Annotated in this window: 17 protein-coding genes; 8 read left to right on the top strand and 9 right to left on the bottom strand. The window is 61.1% G+C overall.

Going from position 1 to position 17,446, the window contains the following annotated elements; all coding sequences use genetic code 11:
* Nucleotides 1-73: 73 nt before the first annotated feature.
* Nucleotides 74-832 carry an SDR family oxidoreductase gene (locus tag Q1A52_RS20850; protein ID WP_300019674.1) on the bottom strand — a complete coding sequence of 253 codons (759 nt, stop codon included), beginning with the start codon at nucleotides 830-832 and terminating at the stop codon, nucleotides 74-76.
* 109 nt (nucleotides 833-941) lie between these two features.
* Here Q1A52_RS20850 and Q1A52_RS20845 point away from each other — a divergent pair, with 109 nt between their 5' ends.
* From Q1A52_RS20845 to Q1A52_RS20810, 8 genes are all read left to right on the top strand, one after another.
* Entirely contained in the window at nucleotides 942-1,973 is a 1,032-nt protein-coding gene (locus Q1A52_RS20845) for an L-idonate 5-dehydrogenase (RefSeq protein WP_300019672.1), read from the top strand.
* 85 nt (nucleotides 1,974-2,058) lie between these two features.
* Nucleotides 2,059-2,955 carry an SMP-30/gluconolactonase/LRE family protein gene (locus Q1A52_RS20840; protein ID WP_300019670.1) on the top strand — a complete coding sequence of 299 codons (897 nt, stop codon included), beginning with the start codon at nucleotides 2,059-2,061 and terminating at the stop codon, nucleotides 2,953-2,955.
* Complete coding sequence (gndA, locus tag Q1A52_RS20835) at nucleotides 2,952-4,349, top strand: NADP-dependent phosphogluconate dehydrogenase (RefSeq protein ID WP_300019669.1); 1,398 nt, start codon at nucleotides 2,952-2,954, stop codon at nucleotides 4,347-4,349. The genes Q1A52_RS20840 and gndA overlap by 4 nt, the downstream gene beginning before the upstream one ends.
* A gap of 65 nt (nucleotides 4,350-4,414) precedes the next feature.
* Entirely contained in the window at nucleotides 4,415-5,053 is a 639-nt protein-coding gene (locus Q1A52_RS20830) for a paraquat-inducible protein A (RefSeq protein ID WP_300019667.1), read from the top strand.
* Nucleotides 5,020-5,667 (top strand): paraquat-inducible protein A, encoded by a 648-nt coding sequence (locus tag Q1A52_RS20825; RefSeq protein ID WP_300019665.1) that lies wholly within the window; start codon nucleotides 5,020-5,022, stop codon nucleotides 5,665-5,667. The genes Q1A52_RS20830 and Q1A52_RS20825 overlap by 34 nt, the downstream gene beginning before the upstream one ends.
* A complete protein-coding gene (locus Q1A52_RS20820) occupies nucleotides 5,664-7,748 on the top strand; it encodes an MlaD family protein (RefSeq protein ID WP_300019663.1) in 2,085 nt (694 codons plus the stop codon). Before Q1A52_RS20825 ends, Q1A52_RS20820 begins: the two co-directional genes overlap by 4 nt.
* 8 nt (nucleotides 7,749-7,756) lie before the next feature.
* A complete protein-coding gene (locus Q1A52_RS20815) occupies nucleotides 7,757-8,317 on the top strand; it encodes a membrane integrity-associated transporter subunit PqiC (RefSeq protein WP_300019661.1) in 561 nt (186 codons plus the stop codon).
* Between the two features lie 70 nt (nucleotides 8,318-8,387).
* Complete coding sequence (locus tag Q1A52_RS20810; RefSeq protein WP_300019659.1) at nucleotides 8,388-9,140, top strand: N-acyl homoserine lactonase family protein; 753 nt, start codon at nucleotides 8,388-8,390, stop codon at nucleotides 9,138-9,140.
* Nucleotides 9,141-9,153: 13 nt separating this feature from the next.
* On the opposite strand, the gene Q1A52_RS20805 is transcribed toward Q1A52_RS20810, so the two are convergent.
* The 8 genes from Q1A52_RS20805 to Q1A52_RS20770 all read right to left on the bottom strand — a co-directional run bounded on the left by Q1A52_RS20805 (nucleotide 9,154) and on the right by Q1A52_RS20770 (nucleotide 17,379).
* Entirely contained in the window at nucleotides 9,154-10,395 is a 1,242-nt protein-coding gene (locus tag Q1A52_RS20805; RefSeq protein WP_300019657.1) for a flavin-dependent oxidoreductase, read from the bottom strand.
* The gene (locus Q1A52_RS20800; RefSeq protein WP_300019655.1) at nucleotides 10,392-11,510 is read right to left on the bottom strand and encodes a CaiB/BaiF CoA-transferase family protein; all 1,119 of its coding nucleotides are present in this window, start codon (nucleotides 11,508-11,510) and stop codon (nucleotides 10,392-10,394) included. The genes Q1A52_RS20805 and Q1A52_RS20800 overlap by 4 nt, the downstream gene beginning before the upstream one ends.
* Nucleotides 11,511-11,519: 9 nt before the next feature.
* Nucleotides 11,520-12,482: an ABC transporter ATP-binding protein gene (locus tag Q1A52_RS20795; protein ID WP_300019653.1), complete on the bottom strand. Its 963-nt coding sequence runs from the start codon at nucleotides 12,480-12,482 to the stop codon at nucleotides 11,520-11,522.
* Entirely contained in the window at nucleotides 12,482-13,459 is a 978-nt protein-coding gene (locus Q1A52_RS20790; protein ID WP_300019651.1) for an ABC transporter ATP-binding protein, read from the bottom strand. Before Q1A52_RS20790 ends, Q1A52_RS20795 begins: the two co-directional genes overlap by 1 nt.
* Complete coding sequence (locus tag Q1A52_RS20785; RefSeq protein ID WP_300019649.1) at nucleotides 13,456-13,809, bottom strand: cupin domain-containing protein; 354 nt, start codon at nucleotides 13,807-13,809, stop codon at nucleotides 13,456-13,458. Before Q1A52_RS20785 ends, Q1A52_RS20790 begins: the two co-directional genes overlap by 4 nt.
* Complete coding sequence (locus Q1A52_RS20780; protein ID WP_300019647.1) at nucleotides 13,809-14,765, bottom strand: ABC transporter permease; 957 nt, start codon at nucleotides 14,763-14,765, stop codon at nucleotides 13,809-13,811. Before Q1A52_RS20780 ends, Q1A52_RS20785 begins: the two co-directional genes overlap by 1 nt.
* Nucleotides 14,765-15,745, bottom strand: coding sequence for an ABC transporter permease (locus tag Q1A52_RS20775; protein WP_300019645.1), 981 nt, complete (start codon nucleotides 15,743-15,745; stop codon nucleotides 14,765-14,767). The genes Q1A52_RS20780 and Q1A52_RS20775 overlap by 1 nt, the downstream gene beginning before the upstream one ends.
* Before the next feature lie 68 nt (nucleotides 15,746-15,813).
* Nucleotides 15,814-17,379: an ABC transporter substrate-binding protein gene (locus tag Q1A52_RS20770; RefSeq protein WP_300019643.1), complete on the bottom strand. Its 1,566-nt coding sequence runs from the start codon at nucleotides 17,377-17,379 to the stop codon at nucleotides 15,814-15,816.
* Nucleotides 17,380-17,446 lie beyond the last annotated feature (67 nt).

Here is a 17,446-nt window from a genome sequence, read left to right as displayed (position 1 = left end):
GCACGCAACTTCCCTGTCATACGTCGTTCATAATGTGAATTATGTATAATTTATGCCTATTGACAGTTAAGCGTCAAAGAGATGCGGTGATCCCGCCGTCGACAAAAACTGTGGTGCCATTCACAAAGGAAGACGCATCCGAAGCCAGAAAAATGCAGGTGCCCACAAGTTCTTCTACTTTGCCCCAGCGTCCTGCCGGGGTTCGTTTTTCAAGCCAGGCGGAGAACTCGGGATCGGCTACCAGCGCTGCGTTGAGCGGTGTGTCAAAGTAGCCCGGTGCCAGACCGTTGCACTGCAGCCCGTATTTCGCCCAATCCGTGGCCATGCCCTTGGTAAGATTGGCAACCGCACCTTTGGTCATCGTGTAAGGCGCAATGCCGGGCCGTGCGAGGGCCGTTTGTACCGAGGCGATATTGATGATCTTGCCGCGCCCGCGGTCGATCATGTGGCGGGCACAGGCCTGGCCGACGTGGAAGACGCTGGCGATATTGGTCTGCATCAGCCGTTCGAAGGCATCTGCAGGGAAGTCCTCTAGCGGCGTGCGGTGCTGCATTCCGGCGTTGTTCACCAGAATGTCGATAGCACCATGTTCCGCCTCGAACCCGTCCACGGCGGTGCGCACGGCGTCATGATCGGTCGCGTCAAAGGGCAAGGTGCTGACAGATCCACCCAACTCGGCAGCGGCGGCATCGAGCTTGGTGACATCACGCCCGTTGAGGACGATGTCAGCTCCGGCAGCCTGCAGTCCTTTTGCAAGAGCAAAACCGATACCCTGCGAAGAGCCCGTAATCAGGGCACGACGCCCGCTCAGGTCAAAAAGGTTCACGCTCATGGGGTCTCTCTTTATGCTCGACGTCAATTTCAAAGCTGTTTATGTTACCGGTAACGCACGAAGTCAAGCAAGGCTGCGAAGTGCGAGGTACTATTGTGGAGAGGGAAAGATGAAATCTCTGGTTATTCACGCCCCGCGCGATCTGCGGATCGAAGACGGGCCTGACGAAACGCCCGGACCCGGTGAGGTTCAGATCGCCATTGCGGCGGGCGGGATTTGCGGATCTGACCTGCATTACTACCAGCATGGCGGGTTCGGCACGGTTCGCATCAAGGAGCCGATGATCCTGGGTCACGAGGTTTCCGGCCATATCACTGCCTTGGGGGCGGATGTGACAGGGTTGCGTGTTGGTCAGCTTGTGGCGGTCTCCCCCTCCCGGCCCTGCGGAGCTTGCAAATATTGTCAGGAAGGCACGCACAACCACTGTCTGAACATGCGCTTCTATGGGTCCGCCATGCCGTTCCCTCATATTCAGGGTGCGTTCCGGCAGGTCCTCGTCGCCAATCAGCGGCAGTGCGCGCCGGCCGATGGATTGACGGCCGGGGAAGCCGCGATGGCTGAGCCGCTGGCGGTCTGTCTGCACGGGGCGCGGCAGGCGGGCGAACTGTTGGGCAAACGGGTGTTGGTGACGGGATGCGGGCCAATCGGGCTGTTGTGCATTCTCGCTGCGCGGCGTGCCGGTGCGGCGGAGATTGTGGCAACGGATCTCACCGATTTCACCCTGAAAATGGCGGCGGAGAACGGGGCGGACCGGGTCATCAACGCGCAAAAGGAACCTGACGCGTTGAAGTCATACGAGGCGGACAAGGGCACCTTCGACGTGCTTTTCGAATGCACGGGCGCGGCCCCTGCCCTGATCGGCGGAATTGCCGCCCTGCGCCCGCGTGGCGTGATCGTGCAGCTTGGTTTGGGTGGGGACATGACCTTGCCGGTGCAGGCCATCACCGCAAAAGAATTGCGCCTGTGCGGTTCGTTCCGGTTCCACGAAGAGTTTTTCACTGGTGTGGAGCTGATGCGCAAAGGATTGATCAATGTGAAACCGCTGATCACACAGACGCTGGATCTGGCAGATGCTGTCAAAGCCTTTGAACTGGCCAGCGACCGTACGCAGGCCATGAAAGCGCAGATCGCTTTTGCTTAGACAAACAGAAAGCGCGTCACTGGCCTCTTTTGCGTCGACGCGCAGGTGATACCGTCAACAAGATAACTTGGGGGAGCAAATAACAGTGTCATTCTTTGAAGTGCACGACCCGGTCTTCGGGCAATACGTCATGGGCAATGCGCCGGTGAAACAGCTGGCAACAGGCTTCGATTGGGTCGAAGGACCGGTCTGGTTCGGGGATGCGGGCTGCCTGCTTTTCTCCGACATTCCCAACAATCGCATCCTGCGCTGGACGCCCGAAGGGGGGATCACAACCTACCGCGCGCCGTCGCATTACGCCAATGGTCATACGCGTGATAAACAAGGGCGGCTGATTTCCTGTGAACATGGCATGCGCCGCGTCACCCGGACCGAACTGGACGGGCGTATCACCGTGATCGCCGACAGCTACAACGGCAAGCCGTTGAATTCCCCGAACGATGTGATTGTGAAATCAGACGGCTCAATCTGGTTCAGCGATCCGCATTACGGGATCATGACGAATTACGAAGGGTTCGCCAGCGAACAGGAAAACCCCTGCGTCGTCTATCGGGCTGATCCTGACACCGGTGCGCTGGATGTCGTGGTGGAGGATATGAATTGCCCCAACGGGCTAGCCTTCTCGCCTGACGAAGCGCTTTTGTATGTGGCCGACACCGGCCGGATGTTCTCGGATGATGCACAGCACATTCGGGTTTACGATGTGAGTGATGACGGGGTCGCAAACGGGCGGCATTTCCACACGATTGATCCGGGTGCCGCTGACGGCATTCGCGTGGATACAGATGGCAACCTGTGGTCCTCGGCTGCTGACGGGGTGCATTGCATCGCACCGGACGGTCGGCTTCTCGGCAAGATCTTCGTGCCGGAACTGGTGTCCAACATCTGCTTTGGCGGTCGGGCGAAACATCAGCTTTACATCACCGCGACGACAAGCGTCTATCGTGTCACCTTGAACCGGGCCGGAGTACAGTTTCCATGAGCAGTGAGATCGGCCTGATTGGCCTTGGGACGATGGGATCGGCGCTGGCGCTGAACATCGCCGAGAAGGGTTTTGACATCGCGGTCTGGAACCGTACGGCACAAGTCACGCAGGATTTCCATGCGGAGGCGGGGGAACTTGCCCCCCGGATCACGCCCACCGAGACGCTCGAAGACTTCGTTGCCGCCTTGGCGACGCCGCGTGCGATCATCCTGATGGTGCCTGCGGGCGAGATCGTTGACGCGCAGATCGCGGCGCTGCGCCCCTTGCTGGACGCAGATGACCTGATCATCGATGCCGGGAATGCGAATTTCCACGATACCAACCGGCGGATGCGGGATGCCTTCGGGCCGTTCCTCGGCGTTGGCGTGTCGGGCGGCGAGGAAGGCGCGCGCCACGGCCCCTCAATCATGGGCGGCGGCAAGCGCGAGGACTGGGACCGTGTGGCCCATATTCTGGAGGCCATCAGCGCCAAATACGAAGGCACACCCTGTGCCACCTGGATGGGTGAAGAAGGCGCCGGCCACTTCGTGAAAGCCGTGCACAATGGCATCGAATATGCGGATATGCAGATGATTGCCGAAACCTACGGCGTGCTACGCGATGGCATGGGCTATGATGCGCCCGCCGTTGGCAAGGTCTTTGATCGCTGGAACGAAGGCCCCCTCCGGTCTTATCTGGTGGAGATTTCCGGCAAGGTCGCAGGCACGATAGATCCGGCCACGGGCGGCCCACTTCTGGACGTGATCGTGGATGCCGCGGGGCAAAAAGGCACCGGGCGCTGGACCGTGATCGAGGCGCAGCACCTTGCCGCCCCGATCCCCGCAATCGAGGCTGCCGTGGTTGCCCGCAACCTGTCATCGCGACGGGACACGCGGGCCTCGGGTGAGGCGCTCTTTGGCGCCGCCCCCAAGGCAATAGCCAAGGGCACGGTCAGCGAGGATGCGCTGGAACAGGCGTTGATCTGCGGCAAGATCCTCTGTTACGCGCAGGGTTTTACCATGATCTCCGCCGCGTCCGAGGCCTTTGGCTGGAAGCTGCCCCTGCCCGATATCGCCCGCGTCTGGCGGGAAGGCTGCATCATCCGCTCCGACATGCTGAACGACATGGCAGATGCGCTGACGGATAATCCGGCGCAAAACCTGATGTTTGCGCCCTATTTCGCGGATCAGTTGACGCAAACCCATGACGCCCTGCGTCAGGTCGTGGCCCAGGCCGCCCTGCATGGCATCGCAGCGCCTGCGCTTGGATCAGGTCTGGCCTATTTCGACGCCATGCGCACCGCACGCGGAACGGCGAACATGATCCAGGGCCAGCGTGATTTCTTTGGTCTGCATGGCTTTGCCCGGCTGGATGACGGCAGCACGGATCAACATGGACCATGGGCGGGGTAGCACCACCCTTGGCAGAAGCTCTTTGCGGCATATGTCTTTGTGGAAAAAGCGTGTAAATTCAGATCATGACCGCCCCTGCCGCGCCGATTCCCCGCAACGATTTAATTGTCTGCCCCCATTGCGATGCAGCCTACACGCTTGCCCGTCCGGGGCATGGTGAGAGGGCGGTGTGCTACCGGTGCCATACGGTGCTGATCATGCCGCGGCGCAAGGCGGGCCTGCAGATCATTGCCCTCTCGGTGGCGATCGTGATCCTGATCACGGCGGCTGCGATCTTTCCGTTCCTGTCGATTGCCGTGGCGGGCGCGCATAATTCGGTGTCGATCCTCGATGCCGCCCTTGCCTTCAGCGATGGGCCGCTGGTTGTGCTGTCGCTGGCAACGGCGGCGCTGATCATCTTCGTACCCTTGGCGCGTGTGTTGCTGTCTCTCTACGTGCTGGTGCCGATCGTCATGGACAGGCCCCCTGCCCCACAGGCGGCACAGGCTTTCCGTCTGGCCGAGGCGCTGCGGCCCTGGTCCATGGCGGAAATTTTCGCCATCGGCTGTGCGGTGGCTCTGGTCAAGGTCAGCGATCTGGCCGATGTAAGCTTTGGACCGGCCTTCTGGATGTTCGCGATTCTGGTCGTGCTTGTGGTGGTTCAGGATAATTTCTTGTGCAGGTGGTCGGTATGGAACGCGCTGAGCAAACCCGCGAAGTCATAAGCGCCCGCGATCTTGGGGTCGTCGCCTGTACCCGATGTCTTCAGGTCTGGCCGCAGGGGGTGCAGACCTGTGCGCGGTGCGGGCACAAACTGGTGCAGCGCGATCTGAAAAGCCTGCAACGGGTCTGGGCGCTGTGGATCATCGGGTTCATGTGCTACATCCCCGCCAACATTTACCCGATGCTACGCACCCGCACGCTGTTTCACGTGCAGGAGGACACCATCGTCGGGGGTGCCATCGAATTGATGCACCACGGCAGCATCGGCGTCGCCGCGATCATTCTGATCGCCAGCGTGGTCATCCCTCTGGCCAAGTTCATGGCGATTGCTTTCCTCGCAATTTCTGTCACGCGGCCCTCGACCGTTTCGCAAAACCAGCGCCAGCTGCTCTATGAAGTGGTGGAGTACATTGGGCGGTGGTCGATGATTGATATCTTCGTGGTTGCGATCCTGTCGTCCCTGGTGCAACTCAAGGTTCTGGTCGCCATCAATCCCGGTCTCGCCAGCCTTTTTTTTGCGCTCTCTGTCATTTTCACTATGCTCTCGGCACAGGCGTTTGACAGCCGCATGATCTGGGATGCGCAGCAGCAGGGCAAAGGACAAAAACAAGAATGAATGATGCACCTGCCCCCGTGCCGATTGATCCCGCACGCGAGAGTTTTCTGGGCCGCGCTTCCATCGTCTGGGTCATTCCGCTGATCGCCCTGGTCATCGCCTTGGCCGTTGCCTGGCAGTCCTACAATGACCGGGGACCTTTGATTGCTGTGCAGTTCGAGAATGGCGCAGGTATCGCTTCCGGTCAGACGGAATTGAGGTTTCGCGACGTGACGGTCGGCGTTGTGGAAACCATGAGCTTTGCCGAAGGTCTGGACGGGGTGATCGCCCAAATCCGGCTCGAAAAGGAAATCGCAGAGTTTGTTGATGCCGGCGCGTCTTTCTGGGTGGTCCGGCCCGAGCTGTCGGTGCAGGGCGTCTCAGGTCTCGACACGGTCTTGAGTGGTATTTTCATCGAAGGATCGTGGGACAGCGAAGTGGGCCCGACACGGACCCAGTTCAAGGGTCTTGAAACCGCGCCGCTCTTTCAACCCGGCAAGGATGGGTTGCAGCTTGCTCTGCGCACCACACCTGGCGGATCGCTGACCGACAATGCGCCCATCCTTTTTCGGGGCATCGAAGTGGGTCGCGTTGGCCCGGCTCGGATTTCCCGAGAGGGTAGTTTCGCCATTGCCGAGGCTATCATTTACGAACCACACGGTCGGTTGATCACCCGCGCCACGCGGTTTTGGGACACCTCCGGGTTCAGCGTCTCGCTGGGACCGGCTGGGGCGGAGGTGGACTTCTCCTCCATTGCGTCGCTGGTCGGCGGCGGACTGACTTTCGATACATTTGTCTCGGGCGGCGGGCGCGTCTCTGATGGCACCGTGTTCGAGGTCTACCCTGATCAGATCAGTGCGCGCAACAGCGTGTTCAATGCCTCCGAAACCGAACGGCTCGAACTGCGGGTCATCTTTGACGAGAATATCTCCGGTCTGGCCATCGGTGCGCCGGTGGAGTGGAGCGGTCTGCGTATCGGTTCTGTTGAAAGCCTGTCAGGCATCGTGGATGCGGATGCCTTCGGGGACAACCGGGTGCGTCTGGATGTGGTGATCGGTATACAGCCGGCACGGTTGGGGCTGCAGGGAGAGATCAACCCGGAGCGTGCTCTTGATTTTCTAAGTACCCGTGTCGGCGAAGGTCTGCGGGCCCGTCTTGCCACGGGCAGCCTGCTCACCGGCGGCCTCAAGGTGGAACTGGTCGAGGTGGAAGAGCCCGAGCCCGCCGCGATCATCGTGTCGCCTGACGAAATCGCCACGTTGCCGTCGACGGACAGCGAAATATCCGATGCTACGGCCACAGTTGAGGGCGTGTTCACACGTATCAACAGCCTGCCGATCGAAGAGCTGCTCAACAGCGCGATCGGGTTCATGCAAAGTGCCGAGGCGTTTGTGTCCAGTGAGGCCCTGCGCGAAACGCCGCAGGAGGTGCGCGCGCTGCTGGGGGACATGCGCGGGATTGTCGCCTCGGAAGATGTGCAGAACATCCCTGTGACGCTCAATGCAGCCCTGAGCAGAATTGAGGCGATCCTTGCCCAGATCGAAGAAGGTCAGGCTGTGGAGCGCGTCGTGGCGGCCATTGACGCCGCGACTGAAGCGGCGGGATCGGTCAATGCCTCCGTCGTGGGCGTGCCGGAATTGATCGACAATCTGAGCAGCGTGGCGGCGAAAGCGGAAGCAATGCCGCTGGAGGAACTGACTGAACAGCTGACCGAACTTCTTGGTTCTGCGGATGCTATTCTCAGTACATCCGCCGCGCAGGATTTGCCGGCGTCGCTCGGCGCGGCGCTGGACGAACTCAATGCAACGCTGGCCGAATTGCGCGAAGGTGGGGCCGTGCGCAATGTGAATGCCACCCTGTCCTCGGCCCGCGAAGCGGCGGACGCGGTTGCCTTGTCGAGCAGGGACCTGCCCGCGCTTGTTGAACGGATCACGGAAGTCTTTGATCAGGCCAGTCGCACCATCGAAGGATACAACAAAGGCGATGTCATCAGCCGTGATGCACAGGCCGCGCTGCGCGATATCTCTCAGGCTGCCGATGCGCTCACCTCGCTTGCACGGCTGCTAGAGCGCAATCCCAGCGCATTGATCAGGGGACGATGAACATGAAGATGAAACGACCAATTTGGGCCCTTTGTGTCCTGGGCGCCCTTGCGGCCTGCGGGGCTGCCCCCGACAGATACATCGTTCCAAGCCCCGAGGCGGCGGATCGTCAACGCATTGCGTTCCGCGCGGTGGAAATCCGCGAGATCTCATTGCCTGCATATGCTGCCTCGGATGAGATTTCGCTGCAGGGTCTGGATGGACGAGTGACGAGCGACGGAGCTGTTCTCTGGGCAGACACGCCGGAGCGGGCCGTGGCTCTCGAACTTGCCCGGCATCTTGCGCGTCTGAGCGGCGCGCGCGTGGCCTCGGCACCCTGGCCATTCGAGAGCTTTCCGGATGTGCGGCTGGAACTGCGGTTTGAAAGCCTTGTCGCAAATGATGCGGGGCAGTTTGTGGCAACCGGCCAATACTTCGTCGCGGTCACTGACGGCAGGCGCGAACGGTCCGGAGTGTTCGATCTGGCGGTCGCCTTTGATCCGGCGGGCGGTCCCCAGGCCATTGCCGCCGCACGGGGACAGATCATCCTCGATCTTGCGCGCTTCGTGGCGGTCAACGGATTGAGGTGATTTGGTTGTGGCGTGGTCATCTGTCCGGGCTGGGCATCTAAACAGGTGGATAGAAGGGTAGTCAAAGCATATGCCTCCCCTTCTAAAAGGTCGGCCGCTGCGCATGTTCGTGTTGGATTACGGGCTGTTCCAGGTGCATGCCAACGGACGGATCATCGGGATTTGTGGGTATCTTATCAAGACAGATGCGGATGAGACTGTGCTGATCGATACCGGTTTTCCGGCGAAATATGCGGATGATGCCGAGACCGCGAGCATCGAGGATGATTTGACCGGTTTTGGTCGCGTTTTGTCGATCACACCTGACAATCTTGCGCCTGACCAAGTGGCGTTGACGGGCACTGATCCTGCCGACATCACGCTGATGATCCAGAGCCATACGCATATTGATCACATCGGCTTTCTGCACGGTTTTCCGGGCGTGCCCCTTGTCATCGCCGCAGCGGAACGGGCCCTGCCCCGCCCGCTCTACTGGGCCGGGAAACAGGTCATTGAGTGGCCAGAGCGCGACTACATCGAGTTGAGCGGTGATACGGAAATTGGGCCGGGGTTTCATGCCTATCTGGTGCCCGGCCACACCCCGGGGCAACTGGCTTTCCTCGTCGATTTGCCAAAGACAGGCGCGGTTTTGCTGACGTCTGACGCCATCAGCCGCCCGGCAGAAATCGACGAGGGTTTTGAAGGCGCCTGGGACGCGGCGCGCGCCATCGAAAGCGGTGCGCGGCTGATGCGGATTGCCGAAGAGACCAAGGCGATGGTGATCTATGGTCACTGCCCTGTGCAATGGCCTGGCTTGAAAAAGGCGCCGGAGTGGTACCGCTAGGCGACCAGCAGGATCAGACCGGGCCAATCAGCGGCGGCTGCGCATTCAATGCGGCCACATCAAACCCGGCCAGCGATTTGTACTTGGCAGAATGTGCCGCAAGCTCGGCGCGGGGGACCACTGTTTCGATATCGTCAAACTCTCCGCCGCACCGGTCCTCTACCAGCTGCAGGATCGCATCCGGCCCTGCGCCCCGATTGGCCAATGTGACACCTGTGGTGCGGGGGCGTATCGCAGCCTCATAGGCAAGGAGCGCCTTTTCGGCAACGCCATGTTCCTTGAGACAGGCCCCCAAGGTGCGCGCGTCAATGATCGCCTGGCTCGCGCCATTGGAGCCGACCGGATAGGTCGGGTGCGCGGCATCACCCATCAGGGTGACAGGCCCCAGGGTCCAGCGATCGACCGGGTCAAGGTCCACCATAGGGTATTCGTAGACCGCTTCCGCGCCCCTGATCAGGGCGGGGACATCCAGCCATTCGAAACGCCACGCCTCGAAAGCGGGCAAGAACTCCGCAAGATTTGCCTGCCGGTTCCAGTCTTCTTTGCGCCATCCTTGTGCCGGATCAATCCGCAGCTCCGCAATCCAGTTGATCGTCGCCTGGCCGGTATCGGGGGTCGGCGACGTGATTGGATAAGCAACGAAGCGCTGGCTGTCATGGCCGGCCAAGATCATGTCGGCACCGCCCAGAAAGGGCCCCGCCTGTGTCGTGCCGCGCCAGAGCACCGCCCCGCCCCAGATCGGCGGACCTTCCACTGGGTACATCTGGTGCCGAAGCGCCGAGTGAATGCCATCCGCCGCGACGATCAGCCGGGCCTTGGTGGCAACTGGCCCGTCGACCGTTTCCATATGCAACCGCGCCGCCGAAAAGCCCGTGGCGCGATGACCGGTCACAACGCAATCGATCCCTGCGCGCGCGACAAGCGTGTAATAAAGGAGCATCTGCAGGTGACCCCGGTGCACCGAAAACTGCGGCCAATGGTACCCGGCGGCGGTGCCCCTTGGCTCGGTCCAGATCTCTCGACCGGTTTTGCTATAAAATCCAAGGCTTTGTGTGGCGACACCAATCCGCGCCAGATCATCTTCCAGCCCCAGATCGATCAATTCCCGCACCGCATTGGGTTGGAGGTTGATCCCGACACCCATGGGCTTGAGGCGCCGCACGGCCTCGTAAATCCGAAAGGGCACGCCGATCTGGTGCAGCGTCAGCCCAAGGGTCAGTCCCGCAATACCCGCACCAGCAATCGCGACGGTCATGTCAGCGCGCCCTCGTCCCGCATCCGGGCGCGTGTTTTCGCGTCGTACCCAAGGGCGCCGAGGATATCATCCGTGTCGCCACCCACGGCACGCGGGCTTGTCGGTCTGGTGGCCTGCGTTCTGCTGAAACGAGGCGCCGGACTGGCCTGCGTGACGCCGTCTTCCTCGTAAAATACGTCCCGCGCGACGTTCTGGGGATGTGCTGCTGCCTCGGAGAAATTGAGAACCGGTGCGGCGCAGGCGTCGCTGCCTTCTAGGAATGCCATCCATTCATCGCGCGACTTGCGTTTGAAAACCTCGGCAAAGACGGTGCTTTGCGCGGGCCAATGCGCCGTATCGTTTTGCGCCACCCCGTCCGGAACGGGCAGCCCCGCCTTGGCCACGAGTTCGGCAAAGAACTGCGGCTCCAGCGCGCCAACCGAGATGTATTTGCCATCGGCACAGACATAGCACCGATAGAACGGCGCCGCCCCATCGAGCCAGTTCGCCCCGCGCGCGTTCTGCCAGGTGCCCCGCGCCAGCATGCCATGTATCAAGCCCATCATCGCCGGTACTCCATCGACCATGGCGGCGTCCACGACCTGTCCCTTGCCAGAGACGCCGCGTTCAATGACAGCCGACAAGATACCCAGCAGCAGGAACATCGTGCCACCGCCAAAATCCGCCACCAGATTGAGCGGCGGTACGGGGGGCTGATCAGCAGGACCAATGGCATGCAAGGCGCCCGTCATGGCAAGATAGTTGATGTCGTGCCCGGCGATTTCCGCCCATGGCCCCGTCTGACCCCAACCCGTCATGCGCCCGTAGATAAGCCTCTCTGGGCAGTCTGACGGCCCCAGACCCAGACGTTCCATCACCCCGGGTCTGAACCCTTCGATCAGGATGTCCGCCTGGCTGAGAAGGGCTTTCGCCACCGCCAGGCCATCCGCGGATTTGAGGTTCAGCGCAACGCTGCGTTTACCGCGGCGGTTGATGTCGGTGGGGTCTGCCGGGGCGGATTTCCGGTCGATCGTGATGACATCCGCGCCGAGATCAGCCAGCAACTGGCCTGCCAGAGGCGCAGGACCAAGTCCTGAGAATTCGATGACCTGCAAGCTTGCCAGCGGGCCCGTCATGACACACCTTTATTCGGCCATGTGGCATGCCACCCGCGCGCCGCGTATTTCGCGCATCTCGGGGCGCTTCTGACTGCAGATGTCCGCGGCGAGAGGGCATCGCGGATGGTACGCACAGCCTGTTGGCGGGTTGATTGGATCGGGGATTTCGCCTGTGGGCGGTGGGACATCCCGGCCAAAGCTGTCGAGCTGCGGTGCCGCCGCCAGAAGCATCTGGCTGTAGGGATGTTTGGGATCGTCAAACAGCGCATCCGGGTCCGCCTCTTCAACCAGACGGCCGAGATAGAGTACGCCGATCCGGTCGGCCATATGCTGCACCACGGTCAGATCGTGGCTGATGAAAAGATAGGTCAGCCCAAAGCTGTCCTTCAGATCGCTCATCAGGTTCAGCACCTGCGCCTGAACGGAAACATCCAGCGCCGAGGTCGGCTCGTCACAGACGATCAGCTTGGGCTCGGAGGCAAGGGCCCGAGCAATACAGATACGCTGCCGCTGGCCGCCGGAGAACTCATGCGGAAATTTGCCCGCATCCCGGGCGGAAAGCCCCACCTGTTCCAGCAGCTTTTCGGCCATGCCGTCGGTATTGCCGCCCCGTGCGGCCACCGGTTCCACGATGATGTCGCGCACCCGCCAGCGCGGATTGAGCGAGGCAAAGGGGTCCTGGAAAATCATCTGGATGTCGCGGCGTACGGCATCGATTTTCGCTACATCGCTCTCGCGTGCAAGGTCGGTGCCGCGGATTTCAACGGCGCCCGAGCTTGGCCCGAGCAGCCCCACCAGCATCTTGCCAATGGTCGACTTGCCCGATCCGCTCTCGCCAACCAATGCGTAGACGCTGCGTTCGGCAATCTCGAAACTGACGTCCGACACGGCCGTCAGATATGATTTCTCCCGCCGCTCCACCACACGGTTCAGCCAGGGTTTCGACACGTCAAAGATGCGGGTCAGGTTACGAACATCGACAAGCGCCATCAGGCTACGGCCTCCCGCGTCATGGGGAAGAGACAAGCTGCGCGACCTGCCCCATCTTCGATCCGGGGACCCGGGGAGATGCGACAGGCGTCCTGCACACGCGGACAGCGCGGGTGAAAGGCACAGCCTTCGGGTAACGCGTCCAGACGCGGCATCGCGCCGGGGATCTGGTGCAAACGGTCCTTGCCGCGCGAGGCCAGCGGAGTCGAACCCATCAGCCCGTCGGTGTAGGGATGATGCGGTGCTGTCAGCACATCGCGCACCGGCCCAAGTTCCGCCAGCTGCCCGGCATACATGACGGCCACGCGGTCGGCGGCTTCGGCAATGACGCCCATATCATGCGTGATCAGCATGACGGCTGTGCCTCGTTCGCGGCAGAGTTTCTTGAGCAGGGCGATAATCTGCGCTTGCACGGACACATCCAGCGCCGTCGTCGGTTCGTCCGCGATGATGAGGGAAGGCTCGGCACAGAGCGCAAGAGCGATCACAACCCGCTGGCGCATACCGCCGGAGAACTCATGCGGATAACTGGCCACACGTTCCGCCGCACCCGGAATGCCCACCTCTTCCAGCGCCGCGACGGCCCGCCTATCGGCCTCGGCCCGGCTGATGTCTAGATGCGCCAACATGGTTTCGGTCAGCTGATCACCAATCCGCAGGAGCGGGTTCAGCGAGGTCAGCGGGTCCTGAAACACCATGCCGATCTCCTTGCCCCTGAGCCTGCGCATGGCATCACCTGTGAGGTGATCAATCCGGGCGCCGTTTACCCAAATCTCACCTTCAGCGATATGCGCAGGCGGGTTCAACAACCCGATCACCGCATTGCCCGCCATGGATTTGCCCGCACCGGATTCGCCCACAACCCCAAGGATCTCACCTGCACCGATGTCGTAAGACACGCCGCTGACCGGGTGCAGAATGCCGTGCCGTGTGGGGATTTCGACGGTGAGGTTGCGGATGGAAAGAATTGCAGTCATGTCGTCTGTCTGTCGTTGGTGGTGGCCGGGGCAGAGATCACCAGAAAGCGGGCATCATCTGCGCTGTCATTGCGCACCTGGTCGGGGGTTGGCGGCAGGACGGGCATGGCATCACCCGGGCCCAAATGATGGGTTTCCTGTGCGACTTCAATCGCCAGATGGCCCTCCAGAACATAAAACAACTGGGTCGCCGCGCGGTGAAAATGACGCAGCTCGTGGCTTTGTGGTGGCATCCATTCTTCGATTACGGAGAGGCCAGCCGTATCAAGCAGCCGCCACCCATCGCAGTCGTCTGACCCCCAGATATAGTGCGGCGCCGTGGTGCGGTTCGTGACCGTCGGGAGCTCCATCACCGCAGCCTCGGGTTCAGCGCGTCGCGCAGCCAGTCGCCCAGCAGATTGACGCTCAGCGCCAGCACCAGCAGCGTGACCGCCGGGAAGAGCAAAATCCACCATTCACCCGAGAACAGGAACCCCTGCCCGATGCGGATCAGTGTGCCTAGCGAGGGTTGCGTGGGCGGCGCGCCGACACCTAGAAAGCTCAACGTGGCCTCCGCGATGATCGCCAAGGCCAGCGAAATCGTCGCGATCACCAACACTGGCGACAGCACATTGGGCAGGATGTGCCGCAGCATGATCGCGCCCGACCCGCGTCCGATGAGACGGGCGGCCTGCACGTATTCCTTGTTCTTTTCCACCAGCGTGGCCCCCCGGACAACGCGGGCAAATTGCACCCAGTCGCTGAGACCGATTGCAATGATCAGCACCCAAATCGCCATCTGGTCGCGGTACTCCACCGGGGTGATGCCCTTGGCGATGCCGAAGATGAGCATGGCCACTAGGATCGCCGGGAAAGTCAGCTGAACGTCGGCAACCCGCATGATGATGGTCTCGGTCCAGCCACCCAGATACCCCGCAACAAGGCCAAGGGTCACGCCCAGAACCATGGCAAAAAGCACCGCCGCCGCGCCGACAAACAGCGAAATCCGCATGCCGTAGAGGATGGTGGAGAACACATCGCGTCCCTGATCGTCCGTGCCCAGCCAGAAGGTCTCGCCGGTAAAGGCATTGGGCTCCATCGGTTTCGAGAACCCGTTCATCAGGTTCAGCGAGGCGGGATCAAACGGATTATGAGGGGCGATCAGCGGTGCAAAGACCGCACAGAGCACCATGATCAGGACAACGGTTGCAGAGACGATGGCAACTGGGGATTTCTTGAACTGATAGGCGAAATCGCTTTCCAGCGCGAGACGGAAGCGCGAGCGTTCGACGGCCTGTACAGTGGGTTCAAGGGAGGTCTCGGACATCAGTGGGCCGCCGTTCTGTCAACGCGCAAACGCGGATCGATTGCAAAGTAAAGCAGGTCAACGATCAGGTTGATGGCCACGAACATCACCGAGATCAGCATCAGGTAGGCCGCCATGACGGGAATATCCACGAACTGAATGGCGTTGATGAACAAGAGGCCGACACCCGGCCATTGAAAGACCGTCTCAGTGATGATGGCAAAGGCAATGATGGAGCCCAGTTGCAGCCCGGTGACCGTGATGACCGGCACCAGCGTGTTTTTCAGCGCATGGCGAAAATTCACTGCGCGTTCGCGCAAGCCACGGGCACGGGCAAAGCGGATATAGTCTTGCCGCAAGACTTCCAACATCTCGGACCGCACCAGCCGCATGATCAGCGTCATCTGATAAAGCCCCAGCGTGATCGAGGGCAGGATCAGCGCCTTGAGTCCGCTTTCCGTCAGAAACCCGGTCGACCAGCCGCCAATCATCACCGTTTCGCCCCGCCCGAAACTGGGCAGCCAGCCCAATTCGACGGAAAACAGATAGATCAGGAGAATCCCGATCAGGAAGGTGGGCAGCGAGACACCGATCAGCGAGACGGACATGATCGCGTTGGCGGTAAACCCGTTGCGCCTGATGGCGGTAAAGACGCCGAGCGCGATGCCGATACTGATCGCCAGAAACCCGGAGACAGCTGCAAGCTCAAGCGTGGCCGGTGCGCGTTCCATCAGGATGTCCGAGACCGGGCGCCCTTGCCGGTAGCTGACACCAAAATTACCCTGCGCGGCACCTTGCAGGAATTTGAAGTATTGCACCGCAAATGGCTGATCCAGTCCCAGCTGGCTGCGCAAACGCTCGATATCGGCTTGCGTGCGTTCCTGGCCCAGCATGTTGTCCACGGGGTCGCCGACAAAACGGAACATGGAAAACGCGACCAACCCAACCACAAGCAGCACGAGAACGGATTGGAAAACACGGCGGATGACGAAAGCGAGCATATGTCTTATTGTTGCCTGTCTTGGGTGGGGTCAAGCGCAAAGCCTGCCCTGCCTGGGCCTACGCCGGGTCAGTTAACGGTGACCCAGCGTAGAATAAAGAAGTTATCGGGACGCTGCGTGAGCACAATGTTGGCCTGCGTGCCCCAGACCAGCGGCTGAACGTATAAGGGCACATAGGCGACCTCATCCTGCAGGATCTTGGTGACCTCATCGAGCATGGCCTGACGTTTGCCGTCATCGATCTCGGACTGGATCATCGGCAGCAATTCGTCCACACGCGCATTTGAAAAACCACCGAAATTCCAAGAGCCTAGCTTCTTTTCTTCATTCGGTGTGCTGGCAAGAAACCGCACCGGGTGTTCGGCGTCAAACGTGCCGGGTGACCAGCCCAGCAGATACATGTCGTAGTTATCGCTGCGCAGTTCCGGCCAGTAGTTCTGGACCGGCATGGCATCGAGCGTCGCGCGCATGCCCACCTGTGCCAGCATACCGGTGATCGCCTGACAGACGGATTCGTCATTCAGATAGCGGTCGTTGGGGCATTTCAGCCCGAAAGAGAAGCCATCAGGATAGCCTGCTTCCGCCAGCAATGCGCGGGCCTTCTCGGGGTCAAAGGCCGGGCGGTTGGCCAGATCCGCGCTATAGCCGCGCATGGCCGGGCTCACCAGCTGGCTGACCTCTTCGGCGTTACCGCGCATGATCGTCTGCAGGACCGCGGGCACATTCACCGCATGGGCAACTGCTTGGCGGACACGCGCATCGGCGAAGGGGTTGGCATCCGTGGTTTCCCCGGAGTACTTCAGCGCCTCCGCTTCATGTGGAAACCCAAGCATGATCACACGGGCTTCGATCCCCTGAATGACCTTCACCTGATCATTTGCAGCCAGCCGGGCGGTGTCCTGAATGGGCACCGGGTTGATGAAATCCACATCGCCCGACAGCAGGGCCGCGACCGCCGTGGCCGGGTTCTGGATCGGGGTCAGCTCGGCGCGGGTGATGTTGTGCTCTGCCTCATCCCACCAGCCGCCGAAGGGCTCCAGCACCGTGCGCAATCCCGGCTCTCGCGTCGTCAATTGAAAAGCACCAGTGCCATTGGCGTTCAGGGTGGCGAAGTTGCCATTGTCCTTATCCGGGCGCGCCGCGTTATTCGCTTCGGCCCAGCCTGAATCCATCATCATCCAGTTGGCAATGCTGTCGGGGAAAATCGGGTTCGGCGCCGTGGTCATGATGTCGACGGTGTAGTCATCGACCACTTTGACCTCGGAGACCGGCGCGAACCAGCTGCGCGTATCGGAGGCTTCATCAGAGGCGCGCTGATAGGAAAAGAGCACGTCCTGCGCATCAAACGTACTGCCATCGTGAAAGGTTACGCCCTGCCGGAGGGTAAAGCGCCAGCCTTCCCCCGCGCCAATGGGTTCCCATGCCGTCGCCAGCGCCGGCTCGATGGTCATGTCCTTGCCGCGGCGCACCAGCCCTTCGTAGACGTTGTTGAGAAACCCCAGGACGGCGGCGGAATTCACCGCATGCGGGTCCATCGTTTGCGGGTCGGTCGTCTCGGCCCATCGGAACTCCTCGGCCACAAGGGCAGAGGCGGAAACCATCAGGGCGGCGGCGAGTGAAATGGGGCGAAGCATAAGAGGAACCCTTTCAGCAGGAGATGCGGGAAAGCGGTGGCGGCGCGGCCCGGTGATCGGGCCACGC

This window comes from uncultured Roseobacter sp. (assembly GCF_947488185.1).
In the GTDB taxonomy this organism is placed as follows: domain Bacteria; phylum Pseudomonadota; class Alphaproteobacteria; order Rhodobacterales; family Rhodobacteraceae; genus Roseobacter.
This window is presented reverse-complemented; position numbering and strand designations above follow the sequence as displayed.

Coding starts and splice junctions, on each gene's coding strand:
- Q1A52_RS20850 (WP_300019674.1), bottom strand. CDS start 832: ATGAGCGTGAACCTTTTTGACCTGAGCGGGCGTCGTGCCCTGATTACG.
- Q1A52_RS20845 (WP_300019672.1), top strand. CDS start 942: ATGAAATCTCTGGTTATTCACGCCCCGCGCGATCTGCGGATCGAAGAC.
- gndA (WP_300019669.1), top strand. CDS start 2,952: ATGAGCAGTGAGATCGGCCTGATTGGCCTTGGGACGATGGGATCGGCG.
- Q1A52_RS20830 (WP_300019667.1), top strand. CDS start 4,415: ATGACCGCCCCTGCCGCGCCGATTCCCCGCAACGATTTAATTGTCTGC.
- Q1A52_RS20825 (WP_300019665.1), top strand. CDS start 5,020: ATGGAACGCGCTGAGCAAACCCGCGAAGTCATAAGCGCCCGCGATCTT.
- Q1A52_RS20820 (WP_300019663.1), top strand. CDS start 5,664: ATGAATGATGCACCTGCCCCCGTGCCGATTGATCCCGCACGCGAGAGT.
- Q1A52_RS20815 (WP_300019661.1), top strand. CDS start 7,757: ATGAAACGACCAATTTGGGCCCTTTGTGTCCTGGGCGCCCTTGCGGCC.
- Q1A52_RS20810 (WP_300019659.1), top strand. CDS start 8,388: ATGCCTCCCCTTCTAAAAGGTCGGCCGCTGCGCATGTTCGTGTTGGAT.
- Q1A52_RS20805 (WP_300019657.1), bottom strand. CDS start 10,395: ATGACCGTCGCGATTGCTGGTGCGGGTATTGCGGGACTGACCCTTGGG.
- Q1A52_RS20800 (WP_300019655.1), bottom strand. CDS start 11,510: ATGACGGGCCCGCTGGCAAGCTTGCAGGTCATCGAATTCTCAGGACTT.
- Q1A52_RS20795 (WP_300019653.1), bottom strand. CDS start 12,482: ATGGCGCTTGTCGATGTTCGTAACCTGACCCGCATCTTTGACGTGTCG.
- Q1A52_RS20790 (WP_300019651.1), bottom strand. CDS start 13,459: ATGACTGCAATTCTTTCCATCCGCAACCTCACCGTCGAAATCCCCACA.
- Q1A52_RS20785 (WP_300019649.1), bottom strand. CDS start 13,809: ATGGAGCTCCCGACGGTCACGAACCGCACCACGGCGCCGCACTATATC.
- Q1A52_RS20780 (WP_300019647.1), bottom strand. CDS start 14,765: ATGTCCGAGACCTCCCTTGAACCCACTGTACAGGCCGTCGAACGCTCG.
- Q1A52_RS20775 (WP_300019645.1), bottom strand. CDS start 15,745: ATGCTCGCTTTCGTCATCCGCCGTGTTTTCCAATCCGTTCTCGTGCTG.
- Q1A52_RS20770 (WP_300019643.1), bottom strand. CDS start 17,379: ATGCTTCGCCCCATTTCACTCGCCGCCGCCCTGATGGTTTCCGCCTCT.